The sequence below is a fragment of the Evansella sp. AB-rgal1 genome, assembly GCF_041820985.1.
Taxonomy (GTDB): domain Bacteria; phylum Bacillota; class Bacilli; order Bacillales; family Salisediminibacteriaceae; genus Evansella.
In genome coordinates, this window is the sequence record NZ_JBGUAU010000035.1 from 1 (window position 1) to 18,797 (window position 18,797).

The window sequence follows — 18,797 nt, forward strand, 5'->3', positions numbered from 1 at the left end:
GAGTTTTTCCCTTTAAGCATACTCAGAAATCAAATTATCATGTTTTTCAAGTTAATAGCCGGAATTTTTCCCTCTATTTTAACTATTTTCGGTGCTATTTCATAATTAAGGGGAATTTCTCCACTTATTATATCAACATATGTTGCCTGATTCCCTCATTGTTCCGAGTGGATCCTCCCTACGAACGGAACTACTTACACGCAAAAAGGATGCCGCACCGATTGGCGCCCCCCCTAGTACACTAAACCTGGATGTGATGAACATATTAATACTAGATTACAATAAACCAACCATCTGCAATCCATGAGTGATTCCATCTTCATCTACGTTTTTTGTAACGTACTTAGCCGCATTTTTGGCAGACTCATGGGCATTCCCCATTGCCACACTGTTTTTCACAAGCGTAAGCATTTCAATATCATTTAGTCCGTCCCCAAAAGCATACACATCTTCTTCTGCTACATCAAAGTGCTTCATCACTTCTTGAATCCCCTTAGCTTTTGATCCACCTGCTGGTAAAACATCCGTGGATACAGGATGCCAACGTACGAAATCGAACTTCCCAAACGAGTCGACATACGTTTGCTCTTCTTCCGGAGTACAGAAAAGCAATGTTTGATATATATCACGATCTTCAAAATACGTAGGATGATAGGATGGATGATCAAACTTTAAAGTAGCAATGCTCTCCTCAATATGAGGGTGAAATTCAATATTGGATTTCATATCTTCATGGTCCATGAAAACCAAAGGATGGTCTTTTTCCGCTGCGAACTTCGTTAATTTTTGTAGCTCCTCTTTTGATAAAGGATTTTTAAAAACTTCCTTATTTCCAACAACGCAATATTGACCGTTATAACTTACGTATGTATCAATGTCTAATTCTTTACTAATTTCCTCAAAGAGAAATGGAGCACGTCCAGTAGCTATGGCAACATGATGGCCCATTTCCTTCAGCTTTTGGATAGATTGCTTTGTAGAAATAGGTAAGTTCTTCTCTTCATCAAGAAGCGTTCCGTCAATATCAAAAAAGATTAATTTCTTTGTCATGAGAGTACCTCTCTTTTCCGTGATTATTAAAAAACTAATTTCTATTTTAGCAAAAAAAAGTTATGTAAACGAAACCATTAGGGGAAATAAATTACTTATTCTCAAGAAAAAAATAATGACTAGAATGTAACTAGTCATTTCCCCTCTAAAAATTGTCGGAATAACTGAATGGCTCCTCCGATGGCAGTGGCATCCTCACCCAATGCCCCTTTTTTTATTTGTACCTTGTCGTTCAGGTACACATGCTCTGATGCGATTCGCACTACTTCGCGATAGTATGGTTCAAACTCATTGATCAATCTCCCATGTAGAAGAACAACATCAGGATGAAGAGAATTGACCATATTTGCGATACCAATTCCATAATAATAGGCTGATTTCATCACACAATCGATCATTACTTCATCTTGGTTTTCAATGTTAGAAAGTATATCTTCCATCGAGTTTAGTTTCTTCGCCAATGTTAGAATGCCGTTTCTTTGTTCAAGAATGGCACCAAAAGAGGCGTAAGCAGTTAAACACCCTTTTTTTCCACAAAAGCAATCTCGCCCTTGCGCATCAACAATAATATGGCCGAAGGAACTTGCATCGCCTTCTTTGTTGGATAAGAATTTTCCTTCGTGAATATAGCCACAACGAATTCCGTAGCCGCTTATGCAATATAAGATGCTGGAATCTGTTTCTGAAACGTGATGCTCCGCTAGGGCTGCAGTACTTGCTCCATTATTTACGATTATTGATACGGAAAAAGATTTCTGTAGCATGGATATAATAGGAACCTCGTGCCATCCTTCTGCTGGGAACGAGCCTGGGTGCAATATGATCCCTTTCTCTCTATTTAAAGGGCCAACTGCTCCGACACCAATTCCTAATAGTTTTTCGATCGTAATGGATTTTTCTTTCATTAGTTCTTGAATAGTTTCCACGATTTCATTGATTGTTACTTCTGGTGTATGTGCTTCGGTTAATACAAAGCGCTTCTCGCCAATCGGAGTGAAGCTCATGTCTACGAGAATCACCTTCACATGGGTTCTGGCAATTTCCACTCCACATAGGTATCCTGCATCAACTCGAATTCCATATAAAACTGGTCGGCGCCCACCACTTGATTTTCCATATCCTTGGACTTCAATGACGTTCATGACTTCTAACTGATCAACGAATCGGGTCATGGTTGTTGGAGGAACATGGAATCGTTCTAGCAAATCTGCTTTCGAAATAGGGCCTTCTTTATGAATGTATTCATATAATGACTTTTTCCATTGATTTCTTTTGGAATCGTCTAATAAAAATTCCTTAAGCACGGAATCACCTCGGTTTTCAGTCCTGTCCACTAATTATCTATAATAATAGAGTAGTTTCCGAATGGATACAATGCTGAAACTTGGTTAATCATCGAACGCAAAAAAAAGCGAATGCCTCCTGACATCCGCTCTTTCTAGAAAATATTATGCTACCCTTCGATCTGACACTTTATTTTTCCAATTATGAGAAGTAATCTGCTTCACATACCATGCGATAATAAGCAGTGTTAAACTTGAACCGATGATCAACGACGTGCTATATCCTAAATTAAACCCTTCCGGTGCGTAGAAGATGTACGTGCAAACAACCGCCGACATGAACATAGCTGGCACCCCACATATCCAGTGAAACTTGTTATTTTTCAACAAATACATAGTGCCAGTCCATAGCATTACCGTGGCCACGAGCTGATTCGTCCATCCAACATAACGCCAAAGGAAAGAGTAATCGATTGTTGATAGGAAAAACGCAGGAACGGTCACCACTAATGTTGATGCAATGATGATCCCTTTTCCTTTCACATTTTTAAAACTTCTGTTCAAAAGCTCTGTCACCATCATCCTTGATGAGCGGATCGCTGTGTCTCCCGTCGTTATTGGAAGCATGATGACACCAATGATAGCAAGGATTCCACCTAACGTTCCAAGAAGCGTGGTAGAGATTTCGTTCACAACTCCAGCTGGCCCACCTGCTGCTAATGCGCCTTGAAGTCCCTCTGTTCCACCGAAGAATGTCATACCTGCTGCCGCCCAGATAAGTGCAATAATCCCCTCAACGATCATCGCTCCGTAAAACACTTTTCGTCCGTCGGATTCCTTCTTTATTGTTCTCGCAATAATCGGGCTTTGTGTACTATGAAATCCAGAAATTGCACCACAAGAAATGGTAACCATTAAAAGTGGCCATAATGGCAATTCACCAGGATGCAAGTTTGATAATGTTAGATTTGGAATCGTGCGATCGGTGAATAATAGGGCGATTGCAATGGATACGGCCATAAAAATAAGGATCGCTCCAAAGATCGGATATATTCTCCCAATCACTTTGTTCACTGGCAATAACGCCGCGAGTAAGAAGTAACCAAATATAAGGATAATTGCTGTTAGAAAACTTAGCGGTGTAATCTGCGCGATTAATTGTGCAGGGCCTGCAGTAAATGCAGCCGCAACTAGCACCATTAAGATGATTGAAACTATATATATGCACGCTTGAACGGTTTTCCCTAAATAACGTCCTACTAGTGTTGGGTATTGTTCCCCACCGTGTCGTAATGAAAGCATTCCTGAAAAATAATCGTGAACCGCTCCTGCAAAAATACAACCGACGACTATCCAGATAAATGCAACTGGTCCGTATAAGGCACCCATGATTGCTCCAAAAATCGGCCCTAATCCAGCAATGTTTAGCAGCTGAATCAAGCTTCCCTTCCACCAGCTCATAGGAACATAGTCTAGTCCATCCGCCTTCGAGTATGCTGGCGTGGGTTGTTTGTCGTCAATCTCAAATACTCTCTCTACTACTTTGGAATAAACGATATATCCTATGATTAATAGTATTATTGCAAAAACAAATGTTGCCATAATTGTCTCCCCTGACCATTGTTATATTATCTAACTATAGAGAATATTGTAACGAGTTGTGTGTAGGTTGACAAGGGTTATTTTCTGAAAATACGAACAAATCAGGCTTTTGAGTATTTACAGGGGCTTCTGCGGCAAGGGAGGTAGCGTTTACAACGTTATAGGGGGAAAATTTTTGTGTCTGCCCCCCGCCCGAGGTGTCGTTTCGACAAACTGTTAGTAAACTCCTTTCATTTGTTAGATAACCGCTCCCAATTGGTAGTTTCGTCAATCCAATTGTCAGTAATCGCCGCGTATTTGTTAGTTTTCGCTCTATATAAGGAAAACTCTGCGATTACCTTTTTTAAAATCCACCTTGTGTGCAGTCACCTCGACTGGCCCGTTTCGACAAATTGTTAGTAAACTCCTTTCATTTGTTAGATAACCGCTCCCAATTGGTAGTTTCGTCAATCCAATTGTCAGTAATCACCGCTTATTTGTTAGTTTTCGCTCTATATAAGGAAAACCTCTGCGATTACCTTTTTTAAAATCCACCTTGTGTGGCGACTCATCGACTGGCCCGTTTCGACAAATTGTTAGTAAACTCCTTTCATTTGTTAGATAACCGCTCCCAATTGGTAGTTTCGTCAATCCAATTGTCAGTAATCGCCGCTTATTTGTTAGTTTTCGCTCTATATAAGGAAAACCTCTGCGATTACCTTTTTTAAATTCACCTTGTGTGGCGACTCATCGACTGGCCCGTTTCGACAAATTGTTAGTAAACTCCTTTCATTTGTTAGATAACCGCTCTCAATTGGTAGTTTCGTCAATCCAATTGTCAGTAATCGCCGCGTATTTGTTAGTTTTCCCTTTTTATTAGAAATATCAATGCTACCTATTTTAAAAAAGACACAATTTCTCCACATCCAACTAAATATAAAGATAGGATTTCCAACTAACTACATGGAACTAATACAAAAAAGGAGAGGTAGTGATAAATTGATAGTGAAACCTTTGAAAAAATCAATATATTTACGAAAACTAGAAGCACTGTCCAAGAGAATACTGCAATACAACTCTAGTTTTCCAGCTGTAGAAAAAGAACTAATCAGTTATAAGTCTGGATTCCGCGGTGAAAAGTCCTTAGAATACTACTTTACCTTCTTAGATGAAAAAAACTCCCTCATTCTTCATGACCTAAGACTCCCTTACAAGACGAACTTCTTCCAAATGGATGTCATCATTCTCACACTTAGCTTTATTTACCTATTGGAAGTAAAAAATTTAATCGGTAATTTGGAGTTTGATCCAGACTTTCATCAGCTAATTAGAACTTACAATGAGAAGGTAGATATTTTTTCGGATCCAATTCAACAAGGGCAGCGACATATCTTCCAGTTAAAAGCATGGCTAACTAAAATGAAGTTTCCGAGCATCCCCATTGAATCCAATGTTGTTATCACAAACCCTCAAGCACGGATTATAACTCCAACACCCAGGCATTCCGCGTACATTATTGATCACGTTATACGAAGTTCCAAAATTGAAGACAAAGTACGTCTTCTTGGTCAAAAATACCCCCATCAAGTTTTGCAGCATCAAGATATGCGAAAATTATCAAACCGCCTCATTAAAAGTCATACACCACAAACGAAGGATATTCTCGAGCATTTTCGGATTCCAAGGGAGTCAATCCTTAAAGGCGTGCATTGTCCGAATTGCTCCAGCTTACCGATGACTCGCTTGTGGGGAGCTTGGCACTGTTCCTTTTGCAAACACAGTTCGGAGGATGCTCATATAGCGGCACTGAACGATTATGCGCTTTTGATTGATACTCACATTACAAATGCACAGTTACGAGATTTTTTACAAGTTCCATCTATAAGATGTGCTACGTATCTGCTACAGTCCATGAACTTCCCCTATACAGGTACGTTTAGGGATAGAACATACACTCTTCCTCTCGAGGAGTAGTAGCCTAATTTATTTAGCCCCCTAATTACATGATTTTTACATTCCATTCGAAGATTATCCAATTAACGGAAAACCCCACCAGCTACCAAAACCCATTTTTTATTGGAAAACGCATCAATAAATAGATAACTATCAATAAACAAGGTGGAATCTCCTCCATTCAAAGAGATCCCATCTTGTTTTTCTGAAAAAAAACATGAAAATAGCTCTCCAACACTACGACCAAAAATATCCAAATTAGCACTTGTAAAAGTCATCATTGACTCTTATAATACTTTTAGAGACACTGATGACTCTTTAAACAAACTTTGTCAATTGGCATTTGTGAAGAAAGGATGTTTTATTTTGGCTCCGAGAGTTTCAGAAGAGCACAAAGATCAGCGGCAGCAATTAATTTTAGATGCAGCAGAAAAGGTATTTATTCAACGTGGTTACAACACGACAACGATGCAGCATATTATAGAAGAATCTGGTGTGAGTCGCGGGGGAATTTATACGTATTACAACAACACGGAAGATATTTTCCTAGCGTTAATTCAGCGGAGAGATGATAGTAGTTTTGAAGAGAGTATTCCTATTTCAGAGGATCATCGTTGTACATGGGATGAAGTTACGGAAATGCTACACGATTTTCAAGTCTTCATTGAGCAGATGCCTCAGAGTTTGGCCCCAGCACTATTTGAATATTATTTTACGGTCGGTTGGCACAGCCATAAGCATATCCCTCTGTTAGAAGCGAGGTATGCAAAGGCCATCAAAATGCTAGTTGCGCTTTTTCAAAAAGGAGTGGAAAGTGGGGAATTTCACCCTGTATTACCATTAGATAGCATCGCCTGGACACTCACCTCTTTTTTCGACGGATTAGGATTCGCTATCATGCAAATTGAAAGAGATATGTTTAAAATGGACCAACAAATGGAAAGCATCGAATTCTATTTAAAAACTGCTCTTACCCCCACGAAAGTGAAGGTAGTTTGAGAACAAACTCTTTTTTTCCAAAAAATCTAATAAAAGCCAGTTACAATTTCTAATTCTTCGTATAGATTATTTTTCCGAAAGTAACAGAGCTGTGGAAGGAAGGGAACTTTGTGAGAGAGGAATTTGACCGTTTATATGTAACGTATCATCACTCACTATTCCAGTACTTATTTTATATGGTCCGAAACCGCGAAGTAGCTGAAGAACTTGTCCAAGAAGTTTACATGAAAGTACTTACTTATTACGGTTCATTTCGAGGCAATAGTTCGGAAAAAACGTGGATGTACTCCATTGCAAAACATGTGGGGATCGACTATATACGAAGTAACAATCGTCAAAAACGTAAATGGAAAGGAAAGCAATACGAATATGGTGAGGTTGCTTACGCCATTCCGGATCAAGCCCCATTACCAGACGAATTGCTTCTTCATAAAGATGAGTTACAACATGTTTATCGTTCGTTAGAAAAATGTACAATAGAGCAACAGCAAGTGATTTTGCTTCGATACGTGCAATCATTTAGCATTTTTGAGACCGCATCTATTCTAGGTTGGTCCGAAGCAAAAGTAAAAACGACGCAGCATCGGGCGATTAAGATGTTAAAGCAACTTTTAGTAAAGGATGCTTCAGCAGAGCTAGTAGCCGGAACATAATTAGAAAAGCTCAGCATATCGCCACCAAGTTCTTACTGTTTGAAAGTCCTTGTTTTTCTTGAAGTTTACTATGCTAAAAATAAAAAAGAAGAGGCTGGAACATAACGAAAATGTAACATTAAAAAGACGAACGATAGGTAACCTTAGCGGTGGAAATATACGAACACTTCGGCGGGATCAAAAGGCAAGGGTGAGACCCCAAGAGTGCTTAAGCGCTCGGCTGCTCACCAGCCGCCCGCGGAAAGCGAAGTATATTTCTGCATCGAATAGTATACCAAGAATCATTTCGTTCGGATTTCTCTTTGCTGAAAACACTTTTGACCCAGCCTCTTTGTATCCAACTATTTTCTTAATTTGCCATTCCTAGATAAATGGATAATCGGACAATTGAGAGGAGAAATCGAGCAATTTGTCGAATGGAGCAGGCTCATCGCAGCGCATCACACCACCCTCCCGAAAAAAACACAAAAAAGATGCCCTCCGTTGTTTCGAAAGACACCTTTAATAAGAGATACATGTTATTAAACTCCCACTTCTCGCTTTATATTTTCTAGTCCGTACCTCGTAATAAACTTCGCCACTCGTTCACGCTTTCTCCCGTTATTTCGGTACACTTCTAGAAAGCGATCCACTAAATCATATAATTCATCTGGCTCAAGACCTGCCTTCAATAAAATAGCAGTGGTTGCATCTTCGCCCTTTGCCTGCCCGCCAATATACAATTCATAATGCTCTTTCCGCTTAATTACACCCATATCATTAATTAACGGCTCGCCACATGCATTAGGGCAGCCAGTATATGCAGGTCGTAACGTAAAAGGTACCTCTTGACCAGCGATACGATTGTTTAATTCAATCGCGATAGGCATCCCCTCTTCCTCTGCCCCTTGGCAAAAGTTACACGTACGCAAGCTCTTTACATAATTCCCCACTTTATAAACAGACAGTCCAACTGAATCCAATTCGTCCTCTACTTTATCCACTTTGCTTTCTGGAACTTGGATGATCAGCTGTTGGAACGTCGTAAGCTCAATTTCCGTATCTTCCTCCAAGTAGTTTCCTAACGCTATGAATTGTTTTGGAGTTAGTTTTGCACCAAATCCGATACCACTATTAACCGCTAGCGGAATTAGTCTTTCATTCGTATCCATACTCATGATGAACTTCCCCCATCCTTTTATCATTAACATCAGTATACAATACCCCCGTGTAGTATTCAACAACAGAGATTACTAGATTCTTAGCCTAGACGCAATAAATTCCGCAAAACCAGAGAGAAGAACTCGATGCCAGCACGTAAGGGTATTGAAAAAGGTAAATGGTTCTTAGATCTTGATTTATTTTTGCTTTTTTCATATACTTCTTTACTTTGCATGCGATACTAAAGTTGTTTTGTACTAATCTACGTGTCCTTTTATCTAGTTTTGGGGCGTATCTAACAATTCAGTGGACGTATCTAACAATTGGAGGGGCGTATCTAACAATAAAGCTTCGGCTCTAACAATTGGAGGGGCGGCCTAACAATTGGAGGGCCGTATCTAACAATTGGAGCACAAATACTAACAATTTGTCGAAAGCGCACAAAAAGTCTTCCAAACCCAATACAAAAAAAAGAGGCCGACAGAAGCACACAACGCCGACGCATCGCTACTCCTCCACCCTCAATATAATCCTTTTGCATTTTCCTTTTCTTGTGCTGTCAGAACGGTGCTAAACCTATATACCATTGCCCCACTATCCGTGAGTCTCCGCTCCGCTAGTCCATTTTTACAAATGTCCTCTAGCACATTTTTCGCTTCCGTGATGGACAGTTCACTACTCGCCGCCAAATCGGTTACAGTAATTGATCCGCCGTTCTTTTTTACAACTTGTAGAACGACTCTCTCCACATACTCCGCTTCCACCTTTTTCACCTTCTGAAAATAACTACGAATAAGATAAATCCCCAACACAATCACCGGAATCGTAAAAGACAAAATAGAAGAAATACTTTGGGCTAGTCCTTCCTCTGCAATGGACTCTATGTCCGAACTAATTCCACCTACAACGCCAAAAAAAGTGAGCGTAATCCCGATATATAAACGTTTCTTCGATATCTTTTTCTTTTCATCCATCTTCTTACCCCTTCCACGAAATATCTAATCTTAGCATACTCCAAAAAGGCTAACATTTCCAAATCAATTTAGAGCAAAAAGAAAAAAGTGTTCCAAAAGATGAAACCACCTTTTGGAAACACTCCCCGCAATCTACACCGAACTTTATTTTTCCCAAACTCACCCCACAGAAGTTTTCCTCAAAGCAGGTACAGCATCCGCTTCACCCGCCAACGCACTATCCACAGAGGACAGCTCGTATTCCTCGCCAAAGGAGTTCTTCGGTTCCTCCAACCAAGCCCAGCAACAAAGTAAACTGATAAATGCTCCCGCTCCTAAGATAAAGAAGAAAACACTAGGAGATACGAACGTCAATATCAATAAATACGTAACGGAACCCACATTTCCATATGCACCAGCCATCCCCGCGATTTGCCCTGTAATACGTTTCTTGATCATTGGGATGATGGCAAAAGTGGAACCCTCAGACCCTTGAACGAACATAGACGTTAGAATAACAATCGCAACGGCCAGAGCGATCGGCCAGCCCGAAGAGATGAAACCCATAACCGTAAAGCCAACACCAATTCCAGCCATGTACGTAAGCATAACAAGCTTTCTATTTCCAAGTTTGTCAGACAGATAGCCACCAAACGGACGAGCAAACAAGTTAACGAAGGCAAAAGTAGCACCTAAAATCCCTGCTGCAGTAGCACTAATTCCCCAAGTCGTTTCGAAAAACATAGGTAGCATGGATACGACTGCTAGCTCCGCTCCGAAGTTCGCAAAGTAGGTAGTATTTAGCGCAGCAACATTTCTAAATCTATATTTATCATCTTCAGGAACACCCTTTTTCAATATTGGGATGTTCACTTGCAAAATACGGAAAATTTGATAGACCAAGACAAGTCCTAGTACAACATAGAGAATATTTGTGAATGCATGAGGAAGTAAACCTGTGTTATCCGCACGCCAAGTTAGCAACGCTAAAGCTGCCACTAGTGGCACTGTCCAAATAATAAGAAGGACCATATCGCCCCAGCTACTTACTTCCATTGCATGGACACTCTTCGGTTTCATATATCGTTTTCCTTCTGGAGTATCTTTCACCATAATGTAATAGATAACTCCATAAACCAAACAGATGACACCAGTCATGGCAATTGCATAACGCCACCCTTCATCTCCTCCGAACATTGTCAAAGCAATCCAAGGCAATGTCATCGCAGCGAATGCAGAACCAAAATTACCCCAACCTGCATAAAAACCTTCTGCAAACCCGATGGATTTCGGAGGGAACCATTCGGATACTAAACGAATTCCAATAACAAAGCCGGCACCAATGGAACTTAAAATTAAACGAGAAACCGCAAGCTGTGTCCAATCATTTCCAAATGCGAAAACGAAGGTTGGAATGGACATGGTAATTAATAAGGAAGAAAACACAATCCTTGGTCCAAACCTATCTAGTAAACTACCTATAATGATTCGTGCTGGAATCGTCAGGGCTACGTTCATTACAGCTAACAACGCTAGATGGTCGGAAGCCAACCAGCCTTGTGATCTCATCATCGTTGTTGCCAAAGGAGCCATGTTAAACCAGGTTACAAAACTTACAAAAAACGCAATCATGGTCAAATGCAACATCTTGATTTCTTCGTTCTTAAACTTGAATAAATCTGCTACTTTCATGTGAATACCCCCATAATTTTTTATAATAGAATGAATGGACCTTTCGACTTTCAAATAGCTAAATATTCTCCTGAGTTGAAAATATAAAAAGACCACAAAGAAATAAGTATCGAAATACAAATCTTTGTGGCCCCATTGCCCCTATTTTCCACACACGTGGTGGAAGAATGATAACATTCGTTTTTTGCGAATTTCATTTTAACGACATGTGAGCACTATATTTCATGGATGATGCGAACTTGTTGGTTTGTATCCCATTCGCTACTGCCCACCAGAGTTCCATGGGCATTCGCTCATTTCATATAATATAGCTGGTTCTAATCTTCCACTACATAAAACACTCGGCTTTTCTAAAAAATTTTAAGCTTCTACAAAAAAGGTTCTTCCATTGATCATGAACACGCCAGTGTGTTCAATCAATAAAGCTCACTCGTTGAGCTCCTCTTACTAACATCATCCTAAATTAGAGGAGATAGCACGTCAATAAACTCGTGAGAAAATGTACCATACTTTTCATACAAAACACTATTAACACTGTAAAATTACCTTTTTATAAAGACTATGTTTAAGGATAATGTTGATATATATACAATGTTGTTTTTTCGGAAGATGCGAGACTCCTTGAAAAATACTAACGGGTTCACTAACGGGTTCACTTCAGAGGTGCAAAACGTAAATTCACAAACGAATTCACACGATAAATCAAACATCTTTCGCAACTAGATTCACAGTATATTCCGCATATTACAATGGCACGAAGGTTCTTCGTGCCATTGTTTATATATTTGCTTATTTCATTAACCGTTTGTTGAAGTAAACGAGGTTTTCTTGGAAATTTATTAGATAAACTTAGCATATAGCCAAGTCCATGTATTCCTATCCTTACCAGTGAAATTAAGAAAAGCGCAAGGCGCCCTCTCATCACCGAAATGCAAATGTTCTGGACGATAAAAAGCTCTTTTTGCTTTTAATCGGGCAGGTTATTTGACACGAGGTGATGGCGCCTGGAGCTAGACAACTTTCTAAGTCCAAAAAAGTTATACGATTATCTTTTAAAATAAGCGGAGAATTTCCGTTTAAAATCAAAATTCACCTAATTTCGTGGCAAATAAGGGAAGTTTTTCCGTCTATGCAAAGGGAATCCCCCCTTTTTATATAGATTCGAGTCAATAAGCGTAATTTCTCCTTTTATTCAGTCTATTTTCCGTGCTATTTATTAAATAAGGGAAAATTCTCCGTTTATTTATTCCATTGAGCATTTCTCCTCGTTTCTTTCATTACATTGCTTGAAAAATTCTATATATCCTTTCATTTACTTTAATATAAATATCCAAGTCCTTGCCTTTCACATTAAAATTCGCATGGCAAATCACATCATAATCACATGAAGGATATATTTATTTCCACCTATGTGAATAGGCTGTGAATTACTTTGTGATTTCACATATATATCAATAAAACACTGATATATAAACCAAAAATCACATGTGATTTCTGCTGTGAAATCGCATGTGATTTTGCTTGTGAATGGCTTGTTTGCACCTCTCAAGTAAATCCGTTAGAAAATTACTACCGTTTTTTTCTGTGTGCGGTGTCTTTAGGGGAAGCTTATTCAAAGTCCTGTGAGAAAAGCTGGCCAGGCGAGACCCCGCAGGGAGTGGAGCCAGGGTGGCGACATGACGCCGTTGCCCACAAGACGTGGGCACGTATTTAGGCGGAAATGGGAGGAGACTTTCGGTTCGCCCTAGGAAAGCGAGCAACCTGTAGTAAAAATCAACATCTACGTTTACCAGAACCTTTCCAAAAGATAAAAGTACGTTGGAAAAACTAGAAAACTATCTCGGTACCCGAATTATTTTTAAAATAGTCTAAAAGTTCAGTTTATAAAGTGTGTGAGATAACTTTCCACATTTGTCATCCTAAAAGATCTGTTTGATATAATGAAAAAATGAAACGCTATGAGTAGAAAAGAATGAATAATTGGAGGTATTGGAGATGATAGACAGTTTTCTTCTTTTTTTCGACTCCAAATTAAGAGAATACTATAAGCCAACCGATCCCTCCAACCTTGGTAGTCGGTTACAGGATTTAGGCTACCGTGTAATGAAAACATCCGATTCAACAACCGTCTCCTCCTTCATCGACCAGGTAGATGCGTTAATTGTGTGTTCCACCGTGGCAAATATAGAGAGACTTGGAAAAACGTTTTTAACGTACCGCTCTCTTCCTTTTATATGGTGGGCACATTCCGATCCACATGGAGATACAAGATGTCAGCTAGAAATTGATATAGATTCCATGCTAAGCTCTACCATGACAGATAGCGAATTACATTGGGCCCTCCATTTATGCTCCAATCGCTATTTGCAGCGAATTCAATGGGAAAAAGAAAGAGAATTATTACTGAATAAATTAGAAGAGCGAAAGCATATTGAAAAAGCAAAGAGTATTTTATGCGAATTACATCAGTTTTCTGAAGCAGAGGCATATGAATTTTTACGGAAACAGGCAATGGACGAACGGAAAAGAATCGTTGATGTTGCCATTTCAATCGTAAGTGTATATCCATTATTAATGGTAAATAAAGGAGCTGGAAACTCATGATGAATTCCTTACTGAAAGAGGTCGGAAGGGGAAAAAGAGGATCTCGAGATTTAACATACGATGAAGCATTCCGTGCTGCGGAATTCATTCTTAATGGAGTAGCAACGCCTGCACAGATTGGGGCTTTTTTAATTGCACAACGCTTAAAAATGGAATCAACAGAAGAATTGATCGCTTTTTTAGACGTTTGCCGCGGAGAAAGCTACATTCATCCCATTGAGGGGGGACTAGATTGTGCAGCACCTTATGACGGAAGATCTCGCTCCTTTTATGCCGCATTACCAACTGCATTTATATTAACTGCGTGCGGAATTCCCGTGACGTTACACAGTAGCCCGACACTACCTCCCAAAAATGGAGTAACGTTGTACGAAATGCTTCAACAGTTACAAATAAAAGTAGATTCATTAAACAAACACACACTCATTCACGCCGCAGAAAAATCAGGTTTTCTTTTTGTACCTACAGAAAAATGGTGTCCACCACTCGCCCGCATCCGCGACTTACGAACGGAGCTAGAGTTGAGAACACTGTTTAATACAGTGGAAAAGCTTCTACGTTTTTCCGATGCTCCGAACATGACTATCGGTATTTTTCACGGAACTGTTGTAGATAAGATAGCAAAACTAGTAAGACAATCAGGTGTTCAACAAAGCTTAGTAATTCAAGGAATGGAAGGCTCTGATGATATTTCTGTGGAGCGACGAACACGTGCCTACTGGGTTTCCGAGGAAAAAAAGGAATGGATAGTTATTGATCCTGAGTTATTAGAACTCCAAGCGACTTATCCTGAAATGAATTGGACTGTCGAACAACAATGCGATACCTTTCTATCCGTACTGAAAGGCAACTCGCCACTTCCTTTCTATCATACAGTGCTATTAAATGCAGGTGTGCGAATCTGGTTGTGTGGAAAATCAGGTTCCATTGAACAAGGAATCTACGAAGCAAAATATATACTAGATAACGGTCATGCCCTAGATAGCTTCAACCAATGGAAAGAAACCGTGCTAACTTCAATGAAAGTGTAAAATCCGTTATAGGTAATTTGCTTATGAAGGGGGCCAATTACAGAAAAAGCGCGCCATTTCTTTCAATGGCACGCTCTCCTACACCAACACTTGTTTTCCAGCACGTAGAAACTCTAGAAATTTCTCTTCCTTCACTGGGTCCTCAAGTCTCCCACCTATAATCACACCACTAATACTCTCAAAGTTATCAACCAAATGCTCCCTGTCCATTCCGTGTTTCGTTAAAATGCCATTCAATTCACATAAATTCCTGCGACGACCTCACAACGCGACCTCAGAACTCCTTGGTCAAGTCAACCTCATTCTCCAACTCACGATTTCCTTCTATATTACTTAGCGTATCCACAAAACAAGCCACTGCTTCCTCTGGAGTAGTAACCGCAGAAATATGAGGAGTAATCGTTACCTTCGGGTTATCCCATAGTGGATCTGTAGTTGGAAGAGGCTCTACCTCGAAAACATCAAGTACTGCAGATTTCAAGTTCCCGTTGTCCAACGCCTTTCGCAACGCGCTGTGATCAACCGACGCTCCACGACCACAATTAATAAACACAGCATTCTTTAGTTCATTAAAAAACTCTTCCCCAAACAGCTTGTCTGTATAAGAAGTGAGTGGCAACGTGTTGATAATGTAATCTGCTCCTTGTAAAAAATCACGACTCAAATTCTCTCGACCAATCACTTTCTCAAAATGTGATTTCTGTTTTCCACTTAAAGATACTCCATACACCTTCACACCAAACGAGGAAAAAGCCCGTGCAACCTCGTGACCAATCTCCCCCGTTCCAAACACAATGAGCCTTATTTCTTTTAATGGAATTGGGGTAAACTCATTCCATTGTTTCACTGCTTGATGCTGAGCGAATGTTTCATGAAATTGAAGGTCTCGTAGCACATAGCTTAGACTATATTCACTAATCCGTTCCCCAAACGAACAAACGGTTCTTGTTAACGGAATTCCTTGCTTCCAAATCCCTAAACTCATATACCGGTCCACTCCAGCTCCTAACGAGTGAACCCACTTTAGGTTTTTCCCGAAATAGAAGTTAGGTGTCGGGCGAAACGACACAAACGCCTCCGACCATTCCAAGTCATCCTCCGTAACCTCTCCCTCAGCACGAAAACGAAGCTGCTTACCACGTAATTCCTCGTACCCTTCTCGCTCCATAATCTCCTCTAACTCCTTATATATCTTTCCAGTAATCAATATATTTGTTATTTTCAATTTCCTCACCTCTATTAATAATCGTCGCTCTACCAATTGTAAGTCACATTCTTCTAGATCACAAAAAAAGAGCCTAGGAAGATCTCCTAAGACTCTACTGACACTATAGAAAAAAAGTCATTTTGATAAGAAGTATTACGAGCACCCAGATTGGAAGGCAGATGGCGACTCCCCAAAATGCCCCTTTGATAAAATTCCCTTGTTCAACCATAATACCATCCCCTTTGATAGTAATTTTTGAACTAACTGAATCTACTTCTAGTATACAAGAAAACGCTTACATATAGAATAGAATACTTTGTCGTTTCGTGAAAATTTCACAAAAAAGTTTAGTTATGTACATAAATGATGTGTCATACACGTCTTGCATGCTCCATATGGTGTTGATGAAGTTGTGTGCTTTTTAGCGGTTGTGCACGTCTTCGTAGGGAGTGTCATTTAAAAAGCAAATTCATCTTTTCATCATTATTTCCCCTTTTTTACACATGCGTAAACTAAGAACTTATCTAGTATTAGATCCTCCATTGTCACATTTCGTAAAATTGTTCGATTTCTAGCCTCAAATGTTCGATTTCCCAGCTCAATTGTCTGATTTTGATCCTCAATTGTTCGATTTCGTCCTCCAATTGTCCGATTTGTAAATCAATCAATGGCACAAATGTCAACATTGTTATTTAACATAGCCAAAAATAAAAGTAGGGTGGTATTTGACTCCACCCTACTTTCGTTCATTAATATGCGCCTACAATGACAGCTCCGATGATCGCAAGCAATACGAACATTACAATAATAAATGCGAAGCCGCCTACTGGTCCTACTCCTGCTGCTGGTGTTGGTTGTGCACAAGTTGTTTCTGGTGCTGGTGTACCTTTGTGTGTCACGATTAATCAGCTCCTTTATCTTATTGCTTCCCTGTCAGCATATGAGATTAGTCTAGGAGTGATTGGACATTCGTTTAGTTTTTGTAGGTTATGGACTAATTAGTGAAATCGCCTAGATAGGGCAAAGGTATCTTCTTACGATATTATATAACTTTCATACGGAGATAAACGTGTAGTAAACAGACCAGATTTAAAGTTTCGTCATACTTTAGACAGAGCACATAAAGGAGATGGATCTTTCTGAAGTCAGTTCCAACTCCTTTTGTCTACTTGATCCATTCCCTATATACAATTTACAATGTTTTTTACCTCATCAATTTTATTGAATGGTTTTTCAATATGATATTTTACACCAAGCTTTTTTGTATATTTTTTCATTTGGATATTATCGTCACTAACAATACATATGAACTTTGACATTAGTTCGTCTCGCTCTGCCTTAGATAGTAGTTCTATCAAGCTATCAATTTGGTGAAACAAATCTATCTCACAGAGAAACACGTCTGGCTTGATATGGTTATAGGTTTTTACGATTGCTTCCGCATTATCTATCGTATATATTTTCTTGTACCCAGACTCCATTAGAATATATTTTATTAATAAATTTAAACTATGGTATTCTTGAAAAACAAGAACCTTCTTCGTACTAAGTTCCATGAACCTAACCTCCCATCTACCTTTTTCACCGTTCACTATTTCACAATTTTATCGAAGGATTAGTATTTTTGTCTAACTTTGCTAGAACCCTTTCGTGCGTTTTTTTTGTATGTTCACTTGGGAAAAGTTTCCGTTTACCATCGATATATTTCTTTTCAGGCAAAACAAAAGACCTGAATAATGACAGGTCTATGGACAGAAAGGAGGTACATTTGTAATGAATAGTAACGGATTATTCGTGAATAGGTCTATATTCCCCCAAACTATTGAATCAAATCCTTCACATCGTTTATATTTAGTTTAGATATATGAGCTGTTTTATGATAATTTGCAAAATGAGCTAGAAATGTCTTCCCGAATGACTCGATACTGATGATATGTTTTAGATTTACGATATAAGATCGGTGCGTCCGATAGAAACTTGGTTTATGTAAATCTTTTTCGATAGATTCTAATGAATCAATTGTTTCATAAACACCATTCTTTGTGTGGATTAATGTCACTTTCCCTTGCTTTTCAATAAAAAAAATGACTTCCACTGGGAGGTAAAAAGTTGTTCGTCCACTTTTCACCACTAGCTTTGAATTCGTAGGTTTTTTCTCATTAGAAACACTTTGGTTACTTTCCAACCCAATTATATTTGCTGCTTTTTGTAGAGCTTCATATAAGCGTTGTTGTTGAATTGGTTTCACAACATAGTCCACCGCACAGATGGAAAATGCTTCAACAGCATACCCAACATCTCCTGTAATAAAGATGAATTTTAACGACGGCTGAAATTGTTTACATAATTTAATGGCTTCTACTCCATTTAATCTTGGCATATGTATGTCTACTAACACTACATCTATCTTTTTTCCGTGAGTGAATAGGAAATCTAATAATTGTTGGCCATCCTTCACTTCTCCCACTACTTTCATATTGGGGAAATACTCTATAAATCTGCTTAAGATATTTCTAGTGTCCTCGTTATCCTCAGCAATTAAGATTTTTAATATCTGCATAGACACTTACCCCTTTTTTACCTGGTTGATATATTGTTTTCCCCTCACAGATTGTATAGGGAAAACTTCAATCATGCGGATACCCCGCCAA

The 18,797-nt window shown here is 39.2% G+C and carries 17 protein-coding genes; 5 read left to right on the plus strand and 12 right to left on the minus strand.

Annotated features, from left to right (window positions below; all coding sequences use genetic code 11):
* Nucleotides 1-276 precede the first annotated feature (276 nt).
* The 3 genes from ACERII_RS21965 to ACERII_RS21975 form a co-directional block, all read right to left on the minus strand.
* Nucleotides 277-1,050: a Cof-type HAD-IIB family hydrolase gene (locus ACERII_RS21965; protein WP_373645117.1), complete on the minus strand. Its 774-nt coding sequence runs from the start codon at nucleotides 1,048-1,050 to the stop codon at nucleotides 277-279.
* Nucleotides 1,051-1,184: 134 nt separating this feature from the next.
* The gene (locus ACERII_RS21970; protein ID WP_373645118.1) at nucleotides 1,185-2,354 is read right to left on the minus strand and encodes an ROK family protein; all 1,170 of its coding nucleotides are present in this window, start codon (nucleotides 2,352-2,354) and stop codon (nucleotides 1,185-1,187) included.
* 144 nt (nucleotides 2,355-2,498) lie between these two features.
* Entirely contained in the window at nucleotides 2,499-3,935 is a 1,437-nt protein-coding gene (locus ACERII_RS21975) for a carbon starvation CstA family protein (RefSeq protein WP_373645119.1), read from the minus strand.
* A gap of 984 nt (nucleotides 3,936-4,919) precedes the next feature.
* On the opposite strand from ACERII_RS21975, the gene ACERII_RS21980 reads away from it, so the two are divergent.
* On the plus strand, nucleotides 4,920-5,888 hold the full coding sequence (locus ACERII_RS21980) for a nuclease-related domain-containing protein (RefSeq protein ID WP_373645163.1): 969 nt from the start codon (nucleotides 4,920-4,922) through the stop codon (nucleotides 5,886-5,888).
* 62 nt (nucleotides 5,889-5,950) lie between these two features.
* On the opposite strand, the gene ACERII_RS21985 is transcribed toward ACERII_RS21980, so the two are convergent.
* Nucleotides 5,951-6,145, minus strand: a complete 195-nt coding sequence (locus ACERII_RS21985; protein ID WP_373645120.1) for a hypothetical protein — start codon at nucleotides 6,143-6,145, stop codon at nucleotides 5,951-5,953.
* Between the two features lie 88 nt (nucleotides 6,146-6,233).
* On the opposite strand from ACERII_RS21985, the gene ACERII_RS21990 reads away from it, so the two are divergent.
* Both ACERII_RS21990 and ACERII_RS21995 read left to right on the plus strand, forming a co-directional pair.
* The gene (locus ACERII_RS21990; RefSeq protein ID WP_373645121.1) at nucleotides 6,234-6,866 is read left to right on the plus strand and encodes a TetR/AcrR family transcriptional regulator; all 633 of its coding nucleotides are present in this window, start codon (nucleotides 6,234-6,236) and stop codon (nucleotides 6,864-6,866) included.
* A gap of 110 nt (nucleotides 6,867-6,976) precedes the next feature.
* Nucleotides 6,977-7,519 (plus strand): RNA polymerase sigma factor SigX, encoded by a 543-nt coding sequence (locus ACERII_RS21995; RefSeq protein WP_373645122.1) that lies wholly within the window; start codon nucleotides 6,977-6,979, stop codon nucleotides 7,517-7,519.
* A gap of 521 nt (nucleotides 7,520-8,040) precedes the next feature.
* Here ACERII_RS21995 and ACERII_RS22000 read toward each other — a convergent pair.
* The 3 genes from ACERII_RS22000 to ACERII_RS22010 all read right to left on the minus strand — a co-directional run bounded on the left by ACERII_RS22000 (nucleotide 8,041) and on the right by ACERII_RS22010 (nucleotide 11,304).
* A complete protein-coding gene (locus tag ACERII_RS22000; RefSeq protein WP_373645164.1) occupies nucleotides 8,041-8,670 on the minus strand; it encodes a nitrite reductase in 630 nt (209 codons plus the stop codon).
* A gap of 510 nt (nucleotides 8,671-9,180) precedes the next feature.
* A complete protein-coding gene (locus ACERII_RS22005) occupies nucleotides 9,181-9,633 on the minus strand; it encodes a hypothetical protein (protein ID WP_373645123.1) in 453 nt (150 codons plus the stop codon).
* 159 nt (nucleotides 9,634-9,792) lie between these two features.
* Complete coding sequence (locus ACERII_RS22010) at nucleotides 9,793-11,304, minus strand: MFS transporter (RefSeq protein WP_373645124.1); 1,512 nt, start codon at nucleotides 11,302-11,304, stop codon at nucleotides 9,793-9,795.
* A gap of 1,995 nt (nucleotides 11,305-13,299) precedes the next feature.
* Here ACERII_RS22010 and ACERII_RS22015 point away from each other — a divergent pair.
* Together ACERII_RS22015 and ACERII_RS22020 are read left to right on the plus strand one after the other, a co-directional pair.
* Nucleotides 13,300-13,908: an ANTAR domain-containing response regulator gene (locus tag ACERII_RS22015; protein WP_373645125.1), complete on the plus strand. Its 609-nt coding sequence runs from the start codon at nucleotides 13,300-13,302 to the stop codon at nucleotides 13,906-13,908.
* Nucleotides 13,905-14,939 (plus strand): anthranilate phosphoribosyltransferase, encoded by a 1,035-nt coding sequence (locus ACERII_RS22020; RefSeq protein ID WP_373645126.1) that lies wholly within the window; start codon nucleotides 13,905-13,907, stop codon nucleotides 14,937-14,939. The genes ACERII_RS22015 and ACERII_RS22020 overlap by 4 nt, the downstream gene beginning before the upstream one ends.
* Nucleotides 14,940-15,017: 78 nt before the next feature.
* On the opposite strand, the gene ACERII_RS22025 is transcribed toward ACERII_RS22020, so the two are convergent.
* The 5 genes from ACERII_RS22025 to ACERII_RS22045 all read right to left on the minus strand — a co-directional run bounded on the left by ACERII_RS22025 (nucleotide 15,018) and on the right by ACERII_RS22045 (nucleotide 18,706).
* A complete protein-coding gene (locus tag ACERII_RS22025) occupies nucleotides 15,018-15,176 on the minus strand; it encodes a hypothetical protein (protein WP_373645127.1) in 159 nt (52 codons plus the stop codon).
* Between the two features lie 37 nt (nucleotides 15,177-15,213).
* On the minus strand, nucleotides 15,214-16,164 hold the full coding sequence (locus tag ACERII_RS22030) for a D-2-hydroxyacid dehydrogenase (protein ID WP_373645128.1): 951 nt from the start codon (nucleotides 16,162-16,164) through the stop codon (nucleotides 15,214-15,216).
* Nucleotides 16,165-16,895: 731 nt separating this feature from the next.
* Nucleotides 16,896-17,045, minus strand: a complete 150-nt coding sequence (locus ACERII_RS22035) for a sporulation protein YjcZ (RefSeq protein ID WP_373645129.1) — start codon at nucleotides 17,043-17,045, stop codon at nucleotides 16,896-16,898.
* Between the two features lie 282 nt (nucleotides 17,046-17,327).
* Nucleotides 17,328-17,702 (minus strand): response regulator, encoded by a 375-nt coding sequence (locus tag ACERII_RS22040; protein ID WP_373645130.1) that lies wholly within the window; start codon nucleotides 17,700-17,702, stop codon nucleotides 17,328-17,330.
* A gap of 263 nt (nucleotides 17,703-17,965) precedes the next feature.
* Entirely contained in the window at nucleotides 17,966-18,706 is a 741-nt protein-coding gene (locus ACERII_RS22045; RefSeq protein ID WP_373645131.1) for a LytR/AlgR family response regulator transcription factor, read from the minus strand.
* Nucleotides 18,707-18,797: the final 91 nt, after the last annotated feature.

What these genes read in the sequence shown, in the direction of transcription:
- ACERII_RS21965 (WP_373645117.1), bottom strand. Translation starts at nt 1,050, where the DNA reads ATGACAAAGAAATTAATCTTTTTTGATATTGACGGAACGCTTCTTGAT.
- ACERII_RS21975 (WP_373645119.1), bottom strand. Translation starts at nt 3,935, where the DNA reads ATGGCAACATTTGTTTTTGCAATAATACTATTAATCATAGGATATATC.
- ACERII_RS21985 (WP_373645120.1), bottom strand. Translation starts at nt 6,145, where the DNA reads ATGACTTTTACAAGTGCTAATTTGGATATTTTTGGTCGTAGTGTTGGA.
- ACERII_RS22000 (WP_373645164.1), bottom strand. Translation starts at nt 8,670, where the DNA reads ATGGATACGAATGAAAGACTAATTCCGCTAGCGGTTAATAGTGGTATC.
- ACERII_RS22005 (WP_373645123.1), bottom strand. Translation starts at nt 9,633, where the DNA reads ATGGATGAAAAGAAAAAGATATCGAAGAAACGTTTATATATCGGGATT.
- ACERII_RS22010 (WP_373645124.1), bottom strand. Translation starts at nt 11,304, where the DNA reads ATGAAAGTAGCAGATTTATTCAAGTTTAAGAACGAAGAAATCAAGATG.
- ACERII_RS22015 (WP_373645125.1), top strand. Translation starts at nt 13,300, where the DNA reads ATGATAGACAGTTTTCTTCTTTTTTTCGACTCCAAATTAAGAGAATAC.
- ACERII_RS22020 (WP_373645126.1), top strand. Translation starts at nt 13,905, where the DNA reads ATGATGAATTCCTTACTGAAAGAGGTCGGAAGGGGAAAAAGAGGATCT.
- ACERII_RS22040 (WP_373645130.1), bottom strand. Translation starts at nt 17,702, where the DNA reads ATGGAACTTAGTACGAAGAAGGTTCTTGTTTTTCAAGAATACCATAGT.
- ACERII_RS22045 (WP_373645131.1), bottom strand. Translation starts at nt 18,706, where the DNA reads ATGCAGATATTAAAAATCTTAATTGCTGAGGATAACGAGGACACTAGA.